The 20,894-nt window shown below is 71.7% G+C and carries 15 protein-coding genes; 1 reads left to right on the forward strand and 14 read right to left on the reverse strand.

The window, feature by feature from the left end:
* The first annotated feature begins 465 nt into the window (after positions 1-465).
* The gene (locus ACFVYA_RS32730; RefSeq protein WP_387050524.1) at positions 466-1,686 is read left to right on the forward strand and encodes an SGNH/GDSL hydrolase family protein; all 1,221 of its coding nucleotides are present in this window, start codon (positions 466-468) and stop codon (positions 1,684-1,686) included.
* Here the strand turns inward: ACFVYA_RS32730 and ACFVYA_RS32735 are convergent.
* From ACFVYA_RS32735 to ACFVYA_RS32800, 14 genes are all read right to left on the reverse strand, one after another.
* Positions 1,644-2,951, reverse strand: a complete 1,308-nt coding sequence (locus ACFVYA_RS32735) for an MFS transporter (RefSeq protein WP_285992388.1) — start codon at positions 2,949-2,951, stop codon at positions 1,644-1,646. The genes ACFVYA_RS32730 and ACFVYA_RS32735 overlap by 43 nt on opposite strands.
* A complete protein-coding gene (locus ACFVYA_RS32740; protein WP_285992389.1) occupies positions 2,948-3,505 on the reverse strand; it encodes a GNAT family N-acetyltransferase in 558 nt (185 codons plus the stop codon). The genes ACFVYA_RS32735 and ACFVYA_RS32740 overlap by 4 nt, the downstream gene beginning before the upstream one ends.
* Positions 3,506-3,548: 43 nt before the next feature.
* The gene (locus ACFVYA_RS32745; protein WP_387050527.1) at positions 3,549-8,474 is read right to left on the reverse strand and encodes a DUF6531 domain-containing protein; all 4,926 of its coding nucleotides are present in this window, start codon (positions 8,472-8,474) and stop codon (positions 3,549-3,551) included.
* Positions 8,468-9,013, reverse strand: coding sequence for a YbaB/EbfC family nucleoid-associated protein (locus ACFVYA_RS32750; RefSeq protein ID WP_387050528.1), 546 nt, complete (start codon positions 9,011-9,013; stop codon positions 8,468-8,470). The genes ACFVYA_RS32745 and ACFVYA_RS32750 overlap by 7 nt, the downstream gene beginning before the upstream one ends.
* Positions 9,010-9,351, reverse strand: coding sequence for a type VII secretion target (locus ACFVYA_RS32755; protein ID WP_387050530.1), 342 nt, complete (start codon positions 9,349-9,351; stop codon positions 9,010-9,012). The genes ACFVYA_RS32750 and ACFVYA_RS32755 overlap by 4 nt, the downstream gene beginning before the upstream one ends.
* Before the next feature lie 4 nt (positions 9,352-9,355).
* Entirely contained in the window at positions 9,356-11,416 is a 2,061-nt protein-coding gene (locus tag ACFVYA_RS32760; protein ID WP_387050532.1) for a hypothetical protein, read from the reverse strand.
* A gap of 8 nt (positions 11,417-11,424) precedes the next feature.
* Positions 11,425-11,892, reverse strand: coding sequence for a hypothetical protein (locus ACFVYA_RS32765; protein ID WP_285992394.1), 468 nt, complete (start codon positions 11,890-11,892; stop codon positions 11,425-11,427).
* A gap of 19 nt (positions 11,893-11,911) precedes the next feature.
* Positions 11,912-12,754 (reverse strand): ESX secretion-associated protein EspG, encoded by an 843-nt coding sequence (locus ACFVYA_RS32770; protein ID WP_387050534.1) that lies wholly within the window; start codon positions 12,752-12,754, stop codon positions 11,912-11,914.
* Positions 12,755-13,765: 1,011 nt separating this feature from the next.
* On the reverse strand, positions 13,766-14,998 hold the full coding sequence (locus tag ACFVYA_RS32775; protein WP_387050536.1) for a DUF222 domain-containing protein: 1,233 nt from the start codon (positions 14,996-14,998) through the stop codon (positions 13,766-13,768).
* A 153-nt stretch (positions 14,999-15,151) separates the two neighbouring features.
* Positions 15,152-16,483 (reverse strand): IS66 family transposase, encoded by a 1,332-nt coding sequence (tnpC, locus tag ACFVYA_RS32780; protein ID WP_387050537.1) that lies wholly within the window; start codon positions 16,481-16,483, stop codon positions 15,152-15,154.
* Between the two features lie 80 nt (positions 16,484-16,563).
* Positions 16,564-17,235, reverse strand: a complete 672-nt coding sequence (locus ACFVYA_RS32785; protein ID WP_387050538.1) for a flavin reductase family protein — start codon at positions 17,233-17,235, stop codon at positions 16,564-16,566.
* Between the two features lie 96 nt (positions 17,236-17,331).
* A complete protein-coding gene (locus tag ACFVYA_RS32790) occupies positions 17,332-18,144 on the reverse strand; it encodes an FAD binding domain-containing protein (protein WP_387050540.1) in 813 nt (270 codons plus the stop codon).
* A complete protein-coding gene (locus ACFVYA_RS32795) occupies positions 18,141-18,611 on the reverse strand; it encodes a (2Fe-2S)-binding protein (RefSeq protein WP_285992400.1) in 471 nt (156 codons plus the stop codon). The genes ACFVYA_RS32790 and ACFVYA_RS32795 overlap by 4 nt, the downstream gene beginning before the upstream one ends.
* Positions 18,608-20,872, reverse strand: a complete 2,265-nt coding sequence (locus ACFVYA_RS32800) for a xanthine dehydrogenase family protein molybdopterin-binding subunit (RefSeq protein ID WP_387050542.1) — start codon at positions 20,870-20,872, stop codon at positions 18,608-18,610. Before ACFVYA_RS32800 ends, ACFVYA_RS32795 begins: the two co-directional genes overlap by 4 nt.
* Positions 20,873-20,894: the final 22 nt, after the last annotated feature.

A 20,894-nucleotide genomic window follows, 5' to 3' on the forward strand; every position in this document is an offset into this window, starting at 1 on the left:
GCGGGGGCCCCCCGCCCCCTCACGGTTTGCCCCGGCGCGCCGGTTCGAGCCGCCGGGGGGAATCGCTGCCACCGCCGCCACCGCCAACCACCCGGGGAGCGGCCTTCACGGCTTTCCGGCCCGGCACCCCGGGCCGAGAATCCTCGAAACTGCGCTGAACCACCCCGCACCGGCGGCCGTGCTTTGGGTGAGGGCGTCTCGCACACGCCCTCCGGGGTCACCACGACGCAACGATCCGGGCCAGCCTCCGCCCGATCGGGACCGGGTACCCCGGCGAGCGGCCGTCGCGGCAACGGCCACCTCGCGCGGGCCCGTCCGGCATCCCCAGAATCCCGGACGGGCCCGCCCCGCCCTCAGTGTCACGGCCTGGGTGTCACGTTCTGAGTGTTGCTGTCCCGGATCTTGTCCGGTGCCCTCACCTGATCAGCGGTCGCGGCTGCGCCGACCGCGGGCGACCGTGGGGAGATGCGACGTTTCGTGGCCGTGAGCGCGGCCGTCCTGGCCGGAATCGGCCTCCTCACGACGTCCGGCAGCGCGAACCCGGAAAGCGCTGTCCCGGTGCTCGCCCAGCACGCCGTCGGCGGCTGGGTGGGTACGTGGGCCGCGGCGCCCGCGGCGGCCGTGCCGAACACCCCGGACGGCTACCCGGGCTACTCGATCCGCAACGTCGTGCACACCAGCGCGGGCGGCAGCCGCACCCGCGTCCACCTGTCGAACGCGTTCGGCGCCGCTCCCCTGACCTTCGGGCACGTGACCGTCGCGGTCCAGGGCACCGGGCCGGACGCCCTGCCGGGCACCCTGCGGTCCCTGGCGTTCGGCGGCGCTCCGAGCGTCGTCGTGCCCGCCGGCGCCGAGGCCTTGAGCGATCCGGTCGACCTCCGGGTCCCGGCCGACGCCAACCTGCTCGTGACGACCTACGTGCCGGCGAAGTCCGGACCGGTGACCTACCACCCGCTCGCGACCCAGACGTCGTACTTCACGCGCAACGGCGACTTCGCGGCCAGCGAGTCCGGCGCGCCGTACACCGAGCAGACGTCGGTGTGGCACTACGTCTCCGGCGTCGACGTCCAGGGCGGAGCGGAAGCCTCCATCGTGGCACTGGGCGACTCGATCACCGACGGCTTCGGGTCGGGCACCGCGGCCAACCACCGCTGGCCGGACTACCTCGCCGACCGGCTGCACGGCCGCTACGGCGTGCTCAACGCCGGTATCAGCGCCAACCGGCTGCTGCTCGACGTGCCCGGCTCCGGCGCCGGCCAGAACGCGCTCTCCCGCTTCGACCGGGACGTCCTGAGCGTCGGCGGCGTGCGGACGCTGATCGTGCTGGAGGGCATCAACGACATCCAGCAGGACCCGCACCAGACCGACCCGGCCGCGATCACCGCGGCGTACCGCCAGCTGGTCGCGCAGGCGCACGCCCGCGGGATCCGGGTGCTCGGCGGCACGCTCACGCCGTTCAAGGGCTGGCGGGTCTACGACGACACCCTCGAAGCGACCCGCCAGGCGGTGAACGCGTTCATCCGCACCGGCGGGGTCTTCGACGCCGTCATCGACTTCGACGCGGCGGTCCGCGACCCGGCCGACCCGCTCCGGATGCTCCCGGCCTACGACTCCGGCGACCACCTCCACCCGGGCGACGCGGGCTACGAGCGGATGGCCGCCGCCGTCCGGCTCGACCGGCTCTGATCCCGGGGGATGAACAGCACCGCGACCAGGCTCAGCACCGCCACCGCCACCAGGTAGAGCGACACCGAAAGCGAAGTGCCGGTGGCTGCCTGCAGCGACACCGCGATCGACGGCGCGAAGGCGCCGCCCAGCACCGCCCCCACGGCGTAGGAGAACGAAGCGCCGCTGTAGCGGTAGCGCGGCTCGAACAGCTCCGCGAACAACGCCGACTGCGGCCCGTAGGTGGCACCGAGGCCGACGTTGAGCACGATCACGGCCACGAGCAGCCACGCCGTCACCCGCGTGTCCACGAGCAGGAAGAACGGGATCGGCCAGACCACCAGCAGCACCGATCCGGCCAGGTACACCGGCTTGCGGCCCACGCGGTCGGACCACGCGGCCGCGACGAGGATGCTGACCAGCCACGTCACGCTGCCCACGATCACCACGACGAGCAGCGTGGTGCGGTTGATCTTGAGCACCGAGGTGCCGTAGGACAGCAGGTAGGCCAGGAAGATGTAGCCGATGGCGGTGTTGGCGATGAAGCTGCCGGAGGCCACCAGCAGTGCCCGCGGCCGCTCGCGCAGCACGTCGACCATCGGCCGGCTGCTGCGCTCCTCCGCCTCCCGCAACCGCGAGAACACCGGGCTTTCCTCGATCCGCAGCCGGATCACCAGGCCGATGCCGACGAGCACGATGCTCGCCAGGAACGGCACCCGCCAGCCCCACGCGGCGAACTGCGCGTCGGTCAGCGCGCGGCCGAGGACGAAGAACATCAGCTGCGCCAGGATCAACCCGGCCGGGACACCGATCTGCGAGAACGCGCCGTACCGGCCACGGCGGTCCTCGGGCGCGTGCTCGACCGCCATCAGCGCCGCGCCGCCCCATTCGCCGCCCGCGCTCAGGCCCTGCAGCAGCCGCAGGACCAGCAGCAGGATGGGCGCCCAGACACCGATCGCGGAGTACGTCGGCAGCAGCCCGACGCCGACGGTGGCCACGCCCATCAGCAGCAGCGACAGCACCAGCATCGCCTTGCGGCCCACGCGGTCGCCGAAGTGGCCCCAGAGAATGCCGCCGACCGGGCGGGCCAGGAACCCGACCCCGAGCGTCGCGAACGCGGCGAGGGTCCCGGAGGCGGGCGACAGCGTCGTGAAGAACAGCTTGCCGAACACCAGCGCCGTCGCCGTGCTGTAGATGAAGTAGTCGTACCACTCGATGGTGGTCCCCACCGCGCTCGCCACGGCGACCCGCCGCAAGGGCCGGGCCGCGACCGCGCGGCCGCTCACGAGCCGGCTAGTGCGGGGTCGGTGGCCGGAACCAGGTCGTCCACGAGCAGGTCCATCAGCAGCCCGTCGTGCCAGTCGCCGTCCGGGCCGCGCTCGTAGGACCGCATCGTGCCGACCGGGCGGAAGCCCAGCGACCGGTAGAGCCGGATCGCCGCCTCGTTGCCGGCCGCGGGGTCGATCACCAGCCGGTGGTGCCCCCGCTCCGTGAACAGGTACTCGGCCAGCGCGCGGATGGCGTCCGAGCCGAGGCCGTGGCCCTGGAAGTCCGGGTGGATCGCGATGTCGATCCCGGCGTGGCGGTACTGCGGGTCGGCCTCTTCGAAGGCGAGTTCGATGCCGACGACAGTGTTCGTCACGTCATCGAGCTCGATGGCGTAGGTCGTGGTGCCTTCGTCGGGGTCCAGCAGATAGGACACCTGGGCGGCCACCGGCTCCTCGGCGTCGGCCCACCAGCGGGCGACTTCGGGGTGCGACAGGATCTCCTCGAACCGGGCGGCGTCCGGGGCGGCAGCTGGCCGCAGCCGGACACGGCTTCCGGTGATCAGGCCGGTCATCAGCCCAGTGTCGACCCCCGGAAGCCGTCTGTCGAGCCGGGTTTCAGCGGCCGTTCCAGACCAGACCCTGTCCGCTGAAGTCCTGTCCCTTCGTCCCCTTCGTCCACACCTTGCCGTCCGGCGTGGTGAACACGCCCGTGACCGTGTCCATCTTCGTGCCGACCGGCGGCAGCTCGGGCAGCTTCGACATGCCGTTGCGGGCCATCTTGTCCAGGGCCGCCTGGTCGATGCCGGTGTACTCGGCCTTGATCACCAGGTGGTCGCGGATCGACTGCTCGAACGGGTTCTTCGAGTTCGGGAACTTGACGTCGGGGCTGACCTCCACGTGGTACTTGATGCCGATCCCGTCGAGCCCCTCCCGCTTCCAGGCGTCGCTGTTCGCCCGGCCGATCAGTTCCTTGACGCTGTTTTCGATGCCGTTCTTGTGCGCGCTGTTGGCCTTGGTGGTCAGCGGCGTCATGTTGCTCGACGTGCCCGGCCCGCCGATGTTGTCGTTCTCCAGGTGTCCCTTGACCCACTTCGCCTTCGGGTTGATGCCGTTGTCGGCCAGGTACTTCTGCAGTTCGGGCGTGAGCTGCTTGTTCGAGGCCGCCTTGTTGAGGTCCTCGACGTCGGTGAGGTGGCCCTTCTGCGGCGGGTTCCGGGCGTTGTTGGAGTCGCCCTTGCCGTACGGGCGGTCGCCGTCCCAGCGGCCGCCCTGGGTCCCGCCGCCCTGCTTCGTGCTGCGGCCCGGCCCCGACCCGGACGTCTTCGGCTTCTTCGACGGCTGGCCGAGCTGCCCCGGGCCGTGCCCGCCGCCCGGTCGCTTCGGCGGCCGCGAGCCGCCCGCGCCGCCGCTGAGCGGCTTGCCGCACGGCGCCGTCAGCATCAGGCCCAGCGGGTCGGCGCCGACCAGCGGGTTCGGCACGTAGCCCGCCGGGTTCGGCGCCGGGCCGAGGCCCAGCGGGTCCTGGCTGAGGTACCGCCCGGTGACCGGGTCGTAGTAGCGGTAGACGTTGTAGTGCAGGCCGGTCTCGGGGTCGGCGTACTGCCCGGGGAACCGCAGCGGCGTGCCCCCGGCCGTGACGACCTTGCCCCACAGGCCCGACCGCGCCCGCCAGGTCAGCGTGCCGCCGGGCGCCACCAGCTCCGCGGGCGCGCCGATCTGGTCGGTGACCACGGCCTGCAGCCGCCGGGTGCCGTCCACCAGCTCGGCCTGGACGAGCGGCCGGTCGTCCCCGGGGTGCCGCTCCCAGGTCAGCACCCGCCGCCGGCCCTCGGCGTCGGTGTGCACCTGCTCGACGAGCTGCGTGTCGGCCCACACGAAGTCGACGCGCTCGGCGACGCGGGCGTCGGCGGTCAGCCGCAGCTTCGCGATCCGGCGGCCGAGCGGGTCGTAGCGGTAGCGCCACTGGGTGCCGTCCGGGGTGCGCACGCCGATCAGCCGGTCGACCGCGTCCCAGGTGAACGTCCAGGTCAGGACGCCACCGGGGATCTGCACGTGCCGGGCGACCAGCCGGCCCTGCGCGTCGTGGGCGTACGCCACCGCGCCCGCGCCGGTCAGGGTGTTGGCGGCGTAGCCGCGGGAGCCCACCTCCGCGTCGACCGGCCAGGGCCCGTCCACCGCGGTCTCGGTGAGGTTGCCCGCCGCGTCATAGCGGAAGTTCTCGCGGTGGTCGGCGGCCGCGACCTCGACGACCCGCCCGGCCGCGTCGTAGCGGTACTGCGTGACACCGGTCAGCGCGTCCGTGACCGCGGCGAGCGAGCCGTCCGCGCGGTAGTCGTACCGCCGCTGCTGCACGGCCCCGGCGCCGGGGGTGGCGACGACCTGGCCGGTCAGCCGGTCGCCCGCGTCGAACGTCTGGGCCAGCTCCAGCGCGCCGTCCACCGAGCGGCGCAGCTCGCGGCCGGCCGCGTCGTGCTGGAACCGGACCTCGTGCCCGGCGAAGGCGAGCGCCGCCGGGTGCCCCGCCGCGTCCTGCGTCCAGTGGCTGTCCACTCCGGACGGTGTGCGCCGCGCGAGCACGGTCCCGTCGTCGGCGTAGGAGAACAGGACGCTGCGTCCGTCGACGGTCTCCCGCAGCACCCGGCCGTCGGCGTCCCGCTCGAACTCGAGCACGACGTCGTCGCCGGTCGCCCGCACGAGCCGGCCCATGGGGTCGTAGGCGTACGTGGTGATCCCGGCCGGCGTCTGCCGCCGGACGACGTTGCCGAGCGCGTCGTGGGTGTAGTCGACCGCTTCGCCGAGCCCGTTGACCGACCGCACCAGCTGCCCGGCCGCGTCGTAGGCGAACCGCAGCACCCGGCCGTCGAAGTCGCGTTCCTCGACCAGCCTGCCCGCCGCGTCGTACCGGTAGTGCCAGGTCAGGCCGAGGGGGTTGGTGACGGAGGTCAGGCGCAGCTCGGTGTCGTAGCCGTACACCGTGCGGGCGCCGGTGGCGTCGACGCTCGCGGTCCGCAGCCCGAACGGGCCGTATTCGGCGCGCTCGACCGCCCCCACCGGGTCGACGTGCTCGATCTCGTTGCCTTCGGCGTCGTAGCGCCACTGCTCGCGTTCGCCGGTCCGGCCGGTGCGCGCGGCGCGCAGGCCTTCCACCGTCCAGTCGAAGCGCACCTGGCCGCCGAAGACGTCGGTGCGCACCCGCGGCCTGCCGAACAGGTCGCGGTGGTCCTCGCCGCCGTCCTCCGGCCGCTCGAGCAGCCGCTCGTAGTCGAACTCGCCCGCGACCCCGATCTGCTCGGTGGCCAGGTCGGGCACGCCTTCGCCGAGTTCGCCCGCGTACTCCCGGTTCCACGTCCGCTCGCCGTCGGTGAAGCTGGCGAACAGCGGCTGGGCGGGGTCCACGTTGAGGTCCACAGTGGACCCGTCGGGCCGGGTGACCGTGGTGGGCCTGCCGAAGGCGTCGTAGGTGTAGGTCGTCGTGCGGCCCAGCGGGTCGGTGCGCGAATGCAGCCGGTCGTACCGGTCGTGGACGTATTCGGTCACCGCGCCCAGCGGGTCGGTCTCGCGCACCACCTGGTTCAGCGCGTTCAGCTCGAACGTCGAGGTGTGGCCCAGGGAGTCGGTGTGCCGGGTGACGCCGGGCTCGTACGCGAAGCTCCCGTCCAGGTAGCCCTGGTCGCCGACGGTGCGGACGCAGCGGCCCACCTGGTCGTAGACGTAGCGGTACCAGGCGCCGTTGCGGTCCTGCCAGCCGGTGATCCGGCCGTCGGTGTCGTAGTCGAACCGCATCGGGCGGCCCGACGAGTTCACGACGGCGGCGAGCCGGCCGCGGTCGTCGTAGTCGAACGAGGTGACCGGCACGGTCAACGTCCCGGCGGCGTCGACGACCGTCAGCTCGCGCAGGCGGCCGCCTTGGATGCGCAGGTCGACGCGGTACCCGTCGGAATGGCGCCAGGAAACCGGCCGGCCGTCCCCGTCGTGGGTGACGGCGATCGTGCGCCCGTCCCCGCCTTCGACCCCGGTCAGCGGCAGGACGCGCACGCCCCGCGCCGGGGCGGGCCCGGACGGCGCGGCGAAGGTCAGGGTCCGCCGCTGCGCCGGGTCGTCCAGGACGTAGGCGCCGGTCTCCTCGTCGATCGCCAGCGTCCAGCGCGGCCCCTCCAGCGGGAACACCGGATCGGCCCCGCGCACCGGCAGGGGGTAGACGAGGATCATCCCGTCCGGGGAGAAGTAGCAGGCGTGCTCGTCGTCCAGCTCCAGTCGCTGGTCCACTGTGGACGCCCAAGAAGCGCCGAACAGCCTGCCCGCGCGGTAGGAGGACACGTGGGTGCGTTCCAGCACGAGCGCCAGCGGCCCCGGGAAGTCGACGTCCGCCTGGGCGAGCACCATCTCGCCGGTCGCGACGTCGATCGGGTCGGACTTGCAGACCCGGTCGTCGGCGCCGACCCCGCGATCGCGCGGGGTGTCCGGCTTGTTCGACGAGGGGCTTGTGGTGTCGGGGCTCTTGCCGCCGCCGCCGCCCTTGCCCGCGCCCGAGGGCGTGGTCGAGCCGTTCGGGGTCGGGTCGGGGCTCTTCGGGGGGTCGTCGGGCCCCTTCGGGGCCGGGGCGGGGTCGGTCTTGGGCGGTGCGTCGGGGCCGCCTTTGGCTCCGGACGTGGTGGTGCTGTCGTCACCCTTGGGCGGCGGGTCGGTCTTCGGGGGTGGTGCGTCCGGGCCGCCCTTGCCCTTGGGACCACCGATGTCCTTCGGACCGCTCTTGATGTCGGCGTGCTTCGGCGGCGGCGCGGCCTTGCCGGGCTTGATGTTGCGCAGCGCCTTCGCCGCGTCCGCGAACAGATCACCCGCCCGCTTCAGCAGCGGAACCAGCGCCTTCAACGCGGTCACCAGCCGCTTGACCAGGTCGGCGATCTTCGACGCGGTCTTCGCGACCGCGTTGATCACCTGCGGCACGACCCAGGTCAGGCCGATGCCGAGGGTGAACAGCACCTGCAGCGCCCAGCTGATCAGGTGTCCGACCAGCTCCGCGATGATGTCCCGGACCAGGGCGCGGACCGCGGCGACGACCTCACCGGCGGTTTTCACCCCGCTGGAAGCGCCTTCACAGCCCTTCTGCGCGGTTTCCAGGAGCGTCACGGTGTCCTGCGCGCGCTGGCGGTAGGTGTCCGCGGCGTTCCCGGTCCAGGACACGGTGTCGGCCTTCACCATGCCGGTGAGGTCTTCGCCGATGCTGCCGAGCTCGGTGGCGACGTTCTTCCACGTCTCGGATTGCGCCGCGATCTCGTCGGCGTTGCCGGTGAGGCCGTTCAGGGCTTCCTTGAGCGGGCCGACGTGTTCCATGAGCCAGCCGACCCCGGCGGCGAGGATCGCGCCGAACGGGTCCATCGCCATCGACAACGCGTCCAGCGCCGTCCCGACCGAACCCAGCGCGACCGACGCCCAGTCCCCGCTCTCGATGGCCGACTTCAGGTCGTTCGCCGATTCCAGCAGCGAAATGCCCGAATACGCCTTCGTGGAATCCTTCGTCTCCGCGACCAGCGGATTCACCACGGATTGTTGTCCTCATCATCAGCAGCGGCGGGCCGGCGCGGCGGCGTCGGCGGGGTTCCGGGGGCGGGCGGCACGGCCGCGCCCCCCGGCGGGGCCGGCGGCACCGGAGCGGGCGGGACGGGCGGCTGCTCGTCCGGTTCGTCCGGATCGGGGAACCGGCCGCGCAGGGAGTCGAGCAGCGCGCCGCGGGTTTCGCGGTCCTCGTCGCCGAGCTGCTCGGCCATCACGCCGGCGACGCGGTCGGCGATGCCGGACTGCGCCCGGCGCATCGTCGTCAGGATCTGCCGCGACAGCTCTTCGAGGGGGAACGACTTGACCTTGTTCGAGAACGTCAGGTCGGTGACGGTGCCGTCCGCGCCGACGGTCACGCTGACCGCGCCGTCGGAGCTGGTCGCGGTCAGCCGCAGCCGTTCGGTCTGCTCCTGGGCCGCCTGGTAGCGCTGCGCCTTCGCCGCGAACCCGGCCGCCCAGTCGTCCATCCGGCGGATCGTCTCGTCGGGGTCCCGCATCAGGTCACCCAATCCGTTGGGCCCCGTCATGACCGGACCTTCTCTTCCGTGCGCGAAGACGACGCGAGCTGACGCTCGAACGGCTGCGCGTTGCCCTCTTCGCCTTCCCGGTAGGACTTCGCGGCGGCCGTGACATTGTCGGCCAGCCCGCGCACGCCTTCCACCGACGCCGTCAGCGCGTCCTTGGCCTGCTCACCCGTCGGCCGGATGATCGGCGGGAGAAACGCGCACAGCAGTCCGTAGGCGTGGTCGGACATCGCCGTGTCGGCCGCCGAGCTCGCCGTGTTGAGCCGGTCCACCAGGCTCTCGACGTGACTCGCGTGCGCGACCAGGTCATCCGGTTCGACCTCGAAGCCGGGGGCCGTCATGCCGTCACTTCCAATCCTGGTTCTTCCAGTCCCCGATCACCGGCGGCGCGACCGCCTCCTCGCCGGCGAAGAAGTTGGGGTCGTCGCTTTCGAGGTAGTCGGCCGACTTGTGTTCCTTGTCGTCTTCCTTCTTGCCGCCGCGGCCGGCGCCCATACCGCCCATGCCCGGCGATCCCGCGGCGCCGGCCGTACCGCGGCCCGACATCGCGTTGCGCGCCGCCGCCGCTTCGGCTTCCGCGGCCGCGCCGGAGGCGGCACCACCGCTGAGGTTGCCCGCACCCGTGCCGCGCACACCGCCACCGGCGCCACCGGTTCCGGAGCCACCGGCCCCGGAGCCGCCGATCCCGCCGAGAGAGCCGCCGCCGGCGCCCCCGCCGCCACCCAGGCCGCCGAGCCGGCTGGCGATGCTTTCGCCGTTGATCCCGCCGCCGCGCCCGATGGTCGGCATCTTGGCGCCGCCGGGGGTGTTGAGCCCGCCGGTGCCGGTGGGCAGGCCGGTGAGCGGGTCGATGCCGGGCGGGGTGAACCCGGGGATCGGGCCGCCGCCGCGGACGGTGCCCCCACCCCCGCCGGAGATGTCCGGGATGTTCGGGATCGACGGCGGGGTGAACCCGCTGCCACCGGTGCCTCCACCGCCGCCGATCCCCGAGGGCGTGAAGCCCGACGATGTCGTCGAGTCGTCGAAGTGCGGCAGCGAAGAGCCGGGGATGCCGGCGCCGCTGAAGTTGCCGCCGGCGGGCGTGTCGGGGACGTCGAAGTTCGGCGGGGTGAAGCCCGCGCCACCCGCACCGCCGCCGGGGATGCCACTTCCCGGGATACCACTGCCCGGGATACCACTGCCGGAGAAGCCGGAGCTGCCACTGCCCGGGCCACCGGAGCCCGGGATGCCACTGCCCGAGAAGCCATTGCCCGAGCCGCCACTCCCCGAACCGCCACTGCCGGAGCCGCTGCCGTCGCCCGGAATACCACTGCCTGGGATACCACTGCCGGAGAGGCCGGAGCCGCCGCTGCCCGAGCCGTCGCCGGGGATGCCCGCGCCCGCGCCGCCCGCGCCGCCGGCGCCGCCGCCCAGAGCCGCGGCGTTGGCGTCGACCGGGGTCTGCGGGGTCACGCCGTCCATCGCCGTCCGCGCCATCAGCGGCTGCACGTCACCGCCACCCGCACCGGAGCCGCCCCGCGCGACGACGTTCTGCCTCGTCGCCGTCGCCGTCGGCAGCTTCGGCGGGGCCGGGAACCGCGGGGTGGCGACCGCGGCACCGATGGTCTCGTCGTACTGCGTCATGATCTGCGCGGCGTGCTCCCGCGCGGCCTGCTGCGCCCGGTAGGTCTGCATGGCCTCACCCGCGGCCGCCGCGTACTGCACCGGGTCGGTCATCGACATCAGGCGCTGGTTGGTCGACTGCAGGTCGAACTGCACCGGCGGGTTCGCGGCCATCTGCCGCTGGGTCTCGTTGAGCGCCTGGGAGTGGATCTCCTGCTGCCGGCCGGCGAGCGTCGCCCCCTGCGCGGTCGCGCCCAGCCACTTGCCGACGCCGGCGAGGTGCTCGCGGACGGCGTCCCCGGCGCCGCCCTGCCAGTTGTTGGTGCTGGCGTTGATCGCGTCGGCGAGGGTCTTCTGGTGGGTGCCGAGGTCGTTGCCGACGCGCACCCATTCTTCCGAAGTTTCCGCGACGGTCGCCGGGTTGGCGTCCAGCGTGATGGCTTCGTTCATCTGTTCGTGGCTGGCGTTGTTCCACAGCGTGCGCGGCGCCCCGCCGGTTTCCCGCATGGCGAGGCCCTCGTCGAGGCCGTGTTTGGCGTCGTCGAGGTGCCGCTGGTAAAGCTCCTGGATCTTCCGGTCGCGCAGCACGGGGTCGACGACCGGGCCGAGCCAGCCACGCCGGATTTCGTCGTCGACCTGCCTGGTGGCCATTTCGCGGATCTGGTCGCCCGACGGCGACTTGTCCGTGGTCAGCGGCCCGACGTAGTACTTCGACGACGAATCGGCGGTCACGTCGTAGAGCGGACTGCGCGGGTTGTAGTCCGGCGACGACGGGTCCGAGACGGACTCGGCGGTGGGTGCCACGGTCTCCCTCAGCTCTGGTCGGCGGTCGGGAGCGAGGTCAGCGTCGTGCGCGTGGTCTCTTCCCGGGACTTGTAGTTCTTCTTGGCCAGCTTGATGGCTTCGATGTAGGTCGGGAACTCCTGCCGCGCGGCCTGCAGCTGGGTGACCAGGCCGTGCTCGTCGGCGGCGGTGCTGACCATGTGCGCGGACACCCACTGCCCGGTAGCGGTCCGGCTCATCGCCGGCGCGTCGTGCAACCGTTGCAGGTTCGCCCAGCGCTGCTCGAGCGACTCGAGCACGCCCTCGAGCGCCTCGATCAGCTGGTTGCCCGTGGTGTCGTCGATGGCGAAGCCACCGCTCTGGGCAAGCCGCTTCAGCTGCGCCCCGGCGAGCCCGACCCGCACGGCGGCCATCGTCTTGGCTTCGGGGGTCGCGGCGGCCTGCATCTGCACGGCGGCCTGGAGAGCCTGGGCCGTGGCCGCGGTCTCTTCGGTCATCAGGACGGTTCCTCCCCGATCAGTAGACAGCGGCGATCGCGTCACGGATGGCGCGCGCGAGGTCGGCCCGCCCGGCGGGCACGTATTCCGCGGTGAGTTCCCCGGCCTCACCCGTCCGGGTGTGCACGAGGTACCGGCCGTCGGCGGTGTCGAGCCAGCTCAGCGGCTCACCGGCGAGCCGTTCGCCCCGCCGCCCCTGAGCACTGACGGCAATGTGCCCGCCACCCAGCCGAGGTTCGGCGAGCACCCGTTCGAGCACGGCGACATCCGACGGTTTCGGAGCCGGCGGCCGCCGCCCGGGCCGCACGACGGCCTTGACCTCGATCATCCCGAAGGCATCGGTCTCTTCTTCGTCGAACTCGGCGTCCGCGATCCGCTTCGCGGTCATGGCGGAAACCTCCCGCCCGGCGGCCCGGTGGACGACGTGCGTCCCGGTACTGGCGGCGGGAGCCGGCGGCAGCACCCCGGTGACGACCTCGACGAGGTCTTCGTCGGCGAACAGCGAGAACAGCAGTTCATCGGTGTCCGGAGCCTGCGTGATCCCGAGCGCCTGGGCACCGTCACTGACGACGAGAACGGCCACATCGGCCCCCAGCCCATCGATCCCGCTGACGGCGACCGAGATCCGAGGTTCGGCGAGCAGTTCGAAGGCGGTCCGGACCCCGGGGTGCAGCTCACCGGAGACGGAGAGCCGCCGCTCCTCGAGCGCGTCGTAGACCTGCCGGGCCACGCGCACGAACCGCACGGGATCGGTGGGCAGGTTCCCGGCCCGGAGCGGGTACCGCCGGACATCGCCCCCGGTAGCCCGCCCGACGACGAGTGCTTCGAAGACCTCGAGGACGAACTCGAACCGCTCCGCCATTTCCCCTCGCCGGATCCTTTTCGTCAAACCTTCAAGCAAGTTCCTTGATGAACATTAGCAGTGCGGCGGTGGTGGGCGTCGGCACCGCCACCCGGATGCCCGAAAGACCACGATCCCCTGGACCAGGCGGGCAAACCAGCAGATCGCCCGACGGAGCGACCATGGTCTCGGCGGGGTGAGGAAGGGGCGGTTTTGGCTGGCGAGGTGACGGGACTCGGCCTGCTGGGCGGGGCGCGAGGTGCGGGTGTGTGAGGTGGAAGCGCTGGTGGGGCTGGGTCGGGCCGGGTCGGGTGGGCCCGGTTGGGTCGGGTCGGGCCGGCTCGGCTGGGCCGGATCGGCTGGGCCGGATCGGGTTGGGCCGGGCCCGGTTTGGCTGGACCGGGGTTGGGTTGAGCCGGTTGGGTTGGGCTGGATTGGGTTGGCGGGCCCAGTTGGGCCCGTGTGGGGTTTGGGCAGGCCCGGTTGGCATGAATTGGGTTGGGCGGGCCCGGTTGGGCTGAGTTGGGTTGGCACGCCACTTCGCTACTCGCCCAACTCGGAAGCCGGACGGCGAATGTCACCGCGGATTCCGCAGCTGCGGCGGCGCCCGGCGGCAACCACGACGGCGGCGGCGATCGCGGCGACAGTGACTGTGGCGCGCTCCCCGGAAGCAGCAGTGGCGATCGTGGCGGCGAGTGCGGCGACGGCGGCGGCACTGATTTGCGCTGGTAGCAACCGCAGCAACAACGATACGGTCGCCGCGGCGAGTGCGTTGGTGGCAGTCGCGATGATGGCCTCGACCGCCGCCGCGGGATGGCATCTCGGGGCGCTTCTTCGAAGTGAGATCCAGCGAGTTCAGTGGGACTTCCGGCGACGGGTCACTTCCAGCGGGGCTGTTGTCGGCCGTCGGGCGGTGAATTCTGGTCCGTGCCGGAGCCATCGACCTCCGGTGACCGCTGCCAGCAGCCGGGCGACCGTTGTGCGGGCGCGGGTTTGGGCCCGCTGCCGTGTGGCTGCGGGCCTTTCCCGTGTTCAGGCTGCGAAGGGCAGTGGTCGGTGGAGGTTGTTGCGCCTGGGTTTTCGGCGTTTGTCGATGAACCGTGGTGGGAGGAATTCCGGTAGGCCGTCGGGGGCGATGCGGACTTCCCAGCCGGAGCGGTGCAGGAGCCGGTGATGGTGGGCGCACATCAGGACCAGGTTGGCCAGATTGGTGGGACCCCCGTCGGCCCAGTGACGGATGTGGTGACCTTGGCAGTGGCGTGGTGGTCGGTGGCAGCCGGGGAAGGCGCAGCCGCGGTCGCGTAGGTAGAGGGCTCGGCGGAGTCCGGCGGAGATGAGGCGGCGGAGGCGGCCGAGGTTGAGGGGTTCGCTTTTCTCGCCGAGGACGGCGGGGATGATCATGCTGTCGCAGGCGTGGATGCGGGCTTCGGCAGCGGTCATCTCGCCGGTGTCCCCGAGGGTGGCGGTTCCGGCGCCGGTCTTCAGGTCGGCGAGCGACACTGCGACCATGACGTGGGCTCGTTCCCCGGCCTGCATGGGCAGTTCGGGGGAGTTGAGGGCGAGGTCGATTGCGTCGGAGAAGGCGTCGCCGTGGCGTTGGGGCAGTGTGCGGTGGTCGGGGCTGTCGTCGCTGGTGCGGCGTTCGGCCAGGGCGTCGAGCAGGGCGCTGGTGCGGGTGCCGGTCTCGTCGTCGAATGTGCCGTTCAGCTCCCAGACCCCGGTTCGCTTGCGACGCAAGAACAGTTCGCGGGTGAGGGTGGCGGGTTCGGTATCGTCGGGTTCGATGCCGTCGGGGTTCAGGTGGGCGAGGATGCGGGCACCGAGAGCGGCGACCTGCTTGTGCCCGGCATCGGCAGCAAACGTCAGCAAGTCAGCCTCAACGCGCGCATGATGTTCAGGTGGAACCTGGGTGAGCACACCGGTGATCACGTCGATCATCGAGTTGCTCAACCGCCCAGCGCGGGCGGCAACACTGGTCGCGGCCGCGAGAGCGGGAATCGGGCTGCCGTCGAGGTTACGGCCGGGGTTGAGAGCGCGGGCGCGTTTCACCATCCGTTCGCCAGCCTGCCTGGGAACATCGACAAGATGCTCCAACAACCGCGCGACAGAGCGGTAACCGAACAGCTCCATCACCCCGCGCTGCTCGATTTCCACTAGCAGCGCACCAAGTTCTGCCTCCGCCGACCGTATACACGCGACCAGCTCACCGATGCGGTCGGCCAGAGCCACCGCATCGGAGGAGACAGCCACGTTGTTGTCGGACATACCCCCAGATTACCGAGGTTCGAACACAGGTTCATCACACGAAAGGGGTAACTGTTCAGGTAATTTCGATAGTTGTTGGCAGCCAGGGGTTTCCGGTGATGGCGTCGCGGAGCGCGGTGATGAGGTGGAGGCCGTTCTTGCGGGCGGTGGAGATTAGCCGCGGACGCGCAACCACGTCTGGGCGCCGTGCTGGGTGCGCCAGCCGCCGGAGATTTTCAGCTGGGCTTTGATCATGCGGAGGTCGCGTTCGGCTTGGTTGTTGGTGAACGGGACGGTGAGGTCGCGGGCGAAGAGCAGCACTTGGTGCTGGTAGTCGCGTAGGCGCACCAGCAGGTTGCGGGTCTTGCTTTGCTTGCGGCCTCGATCCGGTGGGTGCAGCAGCAGGCCGACGTTGATCGTGCGGACGAACCTGGAGATCAACGGATCAACGACATGGGCGGGTATCGCGGCCAGGCCGGCGTCGCGCGCGGCATGGGCAGCAGTGTTGAGCTGTTCGAGGGTCTTCATGGCGATTCTGGGCCAGCTGTGCTCCGGAAAAGCTTCGCCGGCTGCGACGAGTTTGCGCAGGTGGTGGGCGTTGCAGCGGGCGTGTTTGCGCCCGAAGTCTTGGTAGGACATCAGGCCGTCGTGGACCGCGACACCGCGGAACCGGGTGAGGATCCCGAACTCGTCCATCGCCTCACCGCCGCGCTGGGGATGCGGCAGGTAGGCGGTCAGATGTGGGGTGCAGGCGACGTGCAGCCACCAGCTCTTCCCTGCGACCCGGATCCCGGTCTCGTCGAAGTGCGCCACCGGCGCAGCCCGCAACGCCTGCTCGACCCGCTCGGCGAACCCGTCGAGCTGGGTGGCAACCGGGGTGAGGACACCGCCGACCCAGCCGGTCGACACCGGCAACCCGAGCAGGTCCTCCAGCAGCTGCGCTGTCCTGGCGACAGGGATGTGCTGGTAGGTCAGCAGATAGACCGCCAACGCGGTGACGTTCGGTCCGTAACACGCGGGCGCGGTCGTCTCGGCCGGGGCGGGCGCGGTCGTGACCCGGTGGCATCCACGGCACCGCCGCCGATGCAGGCGATGCTCGGTCACCGACGGACGCACCGGCGGCAGATCCACCACCTGCCGCCGGACCACCCCGGCGCGGTGAGCGCGGCGCAAGGCTTCGCCGCAGCCAGAGCACGCCGACGGCGCATGGTCCAGGATCGTCTCCGGGTTTTCGACCAGCGACAGGTTCGCTCCGGCTGCACCGGGCTGCTTACCCTGCTTGCGTCCAGACTTGCCCCGCAACGACTTCGGAGCGGGTTTGCCGAACCGGTCCGAAGACGGCGGCATCGAGGAATTCCCCGAATTCGTGCCCAAGCGGCGCTTGAGCGCGGCGACCTCAGCCCGCAACGCGGTGATCTCCTCCCGCGCCCGCGCGAGCTCCACAGCCTGCGCAGCGACCAACGCGGCCAGCTCGTCATACGACGGACGAACACCTTCCCCCACCACAAGATCATCCCACAACCCCCGCTCACAGCCCGGAAACGGCCTGAACAGTTACCGAAAGGGCGAAAGGACGTAAGGGCAAGCTACTTGAAAGCCACCCGCCGAGCCCGCTCGATATCCGGCCCCCGATACAGCCGCTCCGGGATCCGGGCCAACGTCGAAGGATGCACCTGCGGCCCCAGCCCGTAGAACTTCTGGAAGCTCATGATCAACGGCCGCCAGGCGTCGGGATCGATGCGGTCCTCGGTGCCGGCCATGCGGATCGACTCGTGCACGAACACCCGCTGCACGCGCACCTCGAAGGCGACCACTCCCCCGTCGTCCCCCACGGGATTCACCGCCTCGACGACGACCTCCATGGCCACCGGGCACTCGGCGGCCCGGGGCGGCTCCACGGTCGAAGACGCCACCGGTGTCAGCCCGGCCCGCCCGAACTTGTCCGCCACGTGGAAGTACCCGCGCTTCCGCTTGCCCTCGGGCACCGGGTCCGATCCGGTCGTCAGCGCCAGCCGGTCCACCGCCGGGGCCATCGACTCCGATGGCAGGTTCAGGACGCCTTCCCGGGTGCGCAGCAGGTTCTGCGCGGTCTTCGACCGGGCTCCCAGCCCGAGCACCGCGCGCCAGCCGAGCCAGAACGCCGAGGACATCGGGGCCAGATTGGCCGAACCGTCCTCATTGGTGCTGGAAATCAACACCACCGGAGTACCGAAATACAGGATGCCGGGCTCGATGGCCGTGTGCGCAACAGTTTTCACGCCACCGATCCTGCCGTCTACACGGGACTCGCCGCTGGCGGGAATCGGCCATCGCGATCACGGGGGCGGCACCGGGGGAAGTGCCGCCCCCGCGGCTCACCGCGCGGCTTGCGTCAACGCCCGCCGCGTCAGTACCCGGGCCAGGTGGCGGCGGTAGTCCGCCGTCGCGTGGGGCTCGTCCGGTGGGTTCGTTCCTTCGGCCGCCAACGCCGCCGCGTCTTCGATCGATGCCCCGGCCGCCAGGGCCTCCTCCGTGGCCTTGGCGCGCAGGGGGACTCCGCCCATGTTCACCAGGCCGACGCGGCCTCCTACGACCGTCACCCCCACCATCGCCCAGTCGATCGCGCGGCGGGTGAACTTCTCGAAGCCCCAGCCCTGGCCCGTCTGGGCCGGGAGGCGGATCTCCGTCAGCAGTTCCGCCGGCTCCAGCGGTGTCGTGAACGGGCCGAGGAAGAACTCGGCCGCCGGGATGCGGCGCTCACCCGCCGGGCCGCGGGCCACCAGGACCGCGTCCGAGGCCAGGACCGCCGCCGGGAGGTCGGCTGCCGAATCCGCGTGGACCAGGGAGCCGCCGATCGTGCCGCGGTGGCGGACCTGGCGGTCGCCGACCTCGCCGGACACGTGGGCCAGCAGGGACGCGTGCTCCAGCAGCACCGGGTCCCGCACCAGCGCGCTGTACCGGGACAACGCGCCGATGACGACCTCGTCGCCCTCCAGCCGGACGTACCGCAGCTCGTCGAGCGGGCCGATGTCCACCAGGTACTCCGGTGCCGCCAGCCGCAGCTTCATCAGCGGCAGCAGGGAGTGGCCGCCCGCCAGCACCTTCACGTCGTCGCCGTGCGACGCGAGCAACGTCAGTGCCTCGTCCACTGTGGACGCGCGCAGGTACTGGAACGAAGCGGGGATCACCGGTCCACCTCCTGCCCCGACGCGTCGACCACGGCACTGACGATGTTGTGGTACCCCGTGCAGCGGCAGAGGTTGCCCTCGAGCCCGGCGCGGACCTCGTCGCGCGTCGGCTTCGGGTTGTCGGCCAGCAGGGACACCGACGCCATGATCATCCCCGGGGTGCAGAACCCGCACTGCAGGCCGTGCTGCTCCCGGAACGCGCGCTGCACGGGGTGCAGCGAACCGTCCGAAGAAGACAGTCCCTCGACGGTGGTGACGGCGTGGCCGTCGGCCTGCGCGGCCAGCACCGTGCAGGACTTCACCGACTCGCCGTCGAGCAGCACCGTGCAGGCGCCGCAGGACGTCGTGTCGCAGCCGATGTTCGTGGCGGTCAGGCCGGCGGTGTCGCGCAGGAAGTGCACCAGGAGCGTCCGGTCCGGCACCTCCTCGGTCAGCGACCGCCCGTTGACCTCGATCGAGACCTTCACTGCGCGTTTCCCTTCCGCGTTTCCTCGAGTGCGGCCCAGACCCGGATCGGCGTCGTGGGCATGTCCAAGTGCTTGACGCCGCGGGCCGAAAGCGCGTCCACCACGGCGTTGTGCACCGCCGGCGTCGAACCGATCGTCGCCGCTTCGCCGATCCCCTTCACGCCCAGCAGGTTCCGGTCGGTCGGGGTGGCCATGTCGACGAGCTCGAAGTCCGGCAGCTCGACGGCGGTGATGAACGAGTAGTCCGCCAGCGTCGCGGTCGTCGGGTTCCCGTCCTCGTCGTAGGTGACGACCTCCATGAGCGCCTGCGCCGCACCCTGCCCGAGCCCGCCGTGGCGCTGGCCGCGGAAGGTGAGCGGGTTGACGATCGGGCCGGCGTCGTCGACGGCGATGATCCGGCGCAGCTCGACCTTGCCGGTCTCGGTGTCGACTTCGACGACGGCGAGGTGCGCGCCGAACGGGAACGTCGGCGCACCGCCGCCGAACCAGACGTCGGCCGAGAGCTTGCCCTCGTCGGCCGTCTCGGCGACCTGCGCCCAGCTGAGCACGGTGCTCGACGGCGCGCCGCGGACCTGCCAGACCCCGCGTTCGGCGTCCAGCTCGAGGTCGTCCGGCGCCGCTTCCAGCAGGTCGGCCGCCAGGTCGCGGGCCTGCGCGATCACCTCCTCGGCCGCCTGCCGGATCGCCGAGCCGCCCAGCTGCAGCGACCGCGAACCGAACGTGCCGACCGCCTTCGGCACCTCGTCGGTGTCGCCGTGGCGGACGGTGATCTTCTCCAGCGGGACGCCGAGCTGGTCGGACAGCAGCATCGCCAGCGACGTGCCGAGTCCCTGCCCGTGCGGCGAACTGCCGGTCCACGCGACGACCGAGCCGTCCGGGTGGATGTCGACGCGGCCGCTCTCGCCGCCGCCGTCGCCGCCGGTGATCTCGACGTAGGCCGCGATGCCCAGGCCCAGCTCGACCGGGTCGCCCGCGTCCCGCCGCCGCTTCTGCTCGGCCCGCAGCTCCGCGTACCCGGCGGCGTCCAGGGCCTTGTCCAGTGCCGCCGCGTACTCGCCCGTGTCGTAGGACGCCCCGGTCGGCGACTGGTACGGGAACTCCTCCGGCCGGATGAAGTTGACCCGGCGGACTTCCACCGGGTCCAGCCCGATTTCGGCGGCGAAGCGGTCCATCGCCCGTTCGACGGCCGCGGTCGCCTCCGGGCGGCCGGCCCCGCGGTAGGCCCCGATCGGCGTGGTGGTGGTGACGACCGCACGGCTGCGCGTCTCGACCTTGGGGAACCGGTAGACGCCGATGGCCATGAGCTCGGTCAGCGTCGGCAGCAGCAGCATCCGCGGGTACGCGCCGGCGTCCTGGACGACGTCGAGGCGGTACGCCAGCACCGTGCCGTCGCGCTTCCCGCCGATGGTCACGGTGTTGCGCTGCGCGCGGCCGTGCGTCATGGCCGTGAGGTTCTCGCTGCGCGACTCGACCCAGCGCACGCCCCGCCCGAGCTGCTTGGCGGCCCAGCCGAGCACGGTCGCCTCCGGGTCCGCGCCGATCTTCGCGCCGAACCCGCCGCCGACGTCCGGCGCGATCACCCGCACCGACTCTTCGCCGACACCGAGGCTCGCGGCCAGCTGGCCGCGAGCCATCTGGGCGTTCTGCGTGGACAGCCAGGCCGTCAGCCGGCCGTCCTCACCCCACACGCAGGCCGCGCCGCGCACCTCGAGCGGCGCGGGCGCGACGCGCTGGTTGAGGATGGTCTGGGTGACGACGACCTCGCAGTCTCCGAAGATCCCGTCGTCGAACTCCTCCGCGCCGTTGACCTGCACGATGTTGCTGCCGTGGTCCGGGAACAGCAGCGTCTCGGCCGCCAGGGACGCCTCGATCGTCGCGACGGCCTGCAGCGGTTCGTAGTCGACGTCGACCAGCTCGGCCGCGTCGGCCAGCTGGTAGCGCTCTTCGGTGACGACGAGCGCTACCGGTTCGCCGACGTAGCGCACCACGTCCCCGGCCAGCCACGGTTCCGGAACCGGCCCCGACGGGTGCGGGGCGAGCCCGAGGTCCGCGGCGGTGAAGACGCCGAGCACACCCGGTGCCTCCTTCGCCGCGCTCACGTCGATGCCGCCGATCCGCGCGTGCGCGATCGGACTTCGCACGAAGACCGCGTGCGCGGCTCCGGAAAGCGCTTCCGCCCGCAGATCGTCCACGTACGTGCCGCCCGCGGTGATCAGATCCCGGTCCTCCCGGCGGACCACCCTGGTCCCGACAATGCTCATCTGGTCTCCTGCTCGCCGATAT

Source organism: Amycolatopsis sp. NPDC058278 (assembly GCF_042881395.1).
In the GTDB taxonomy this organism is placed as follows: domain Bacteria; phylum Actinomycetota; class Actinomycetes; order Mycobacteriales; family Pseudonocardiaceae; genus Amycolatopsis.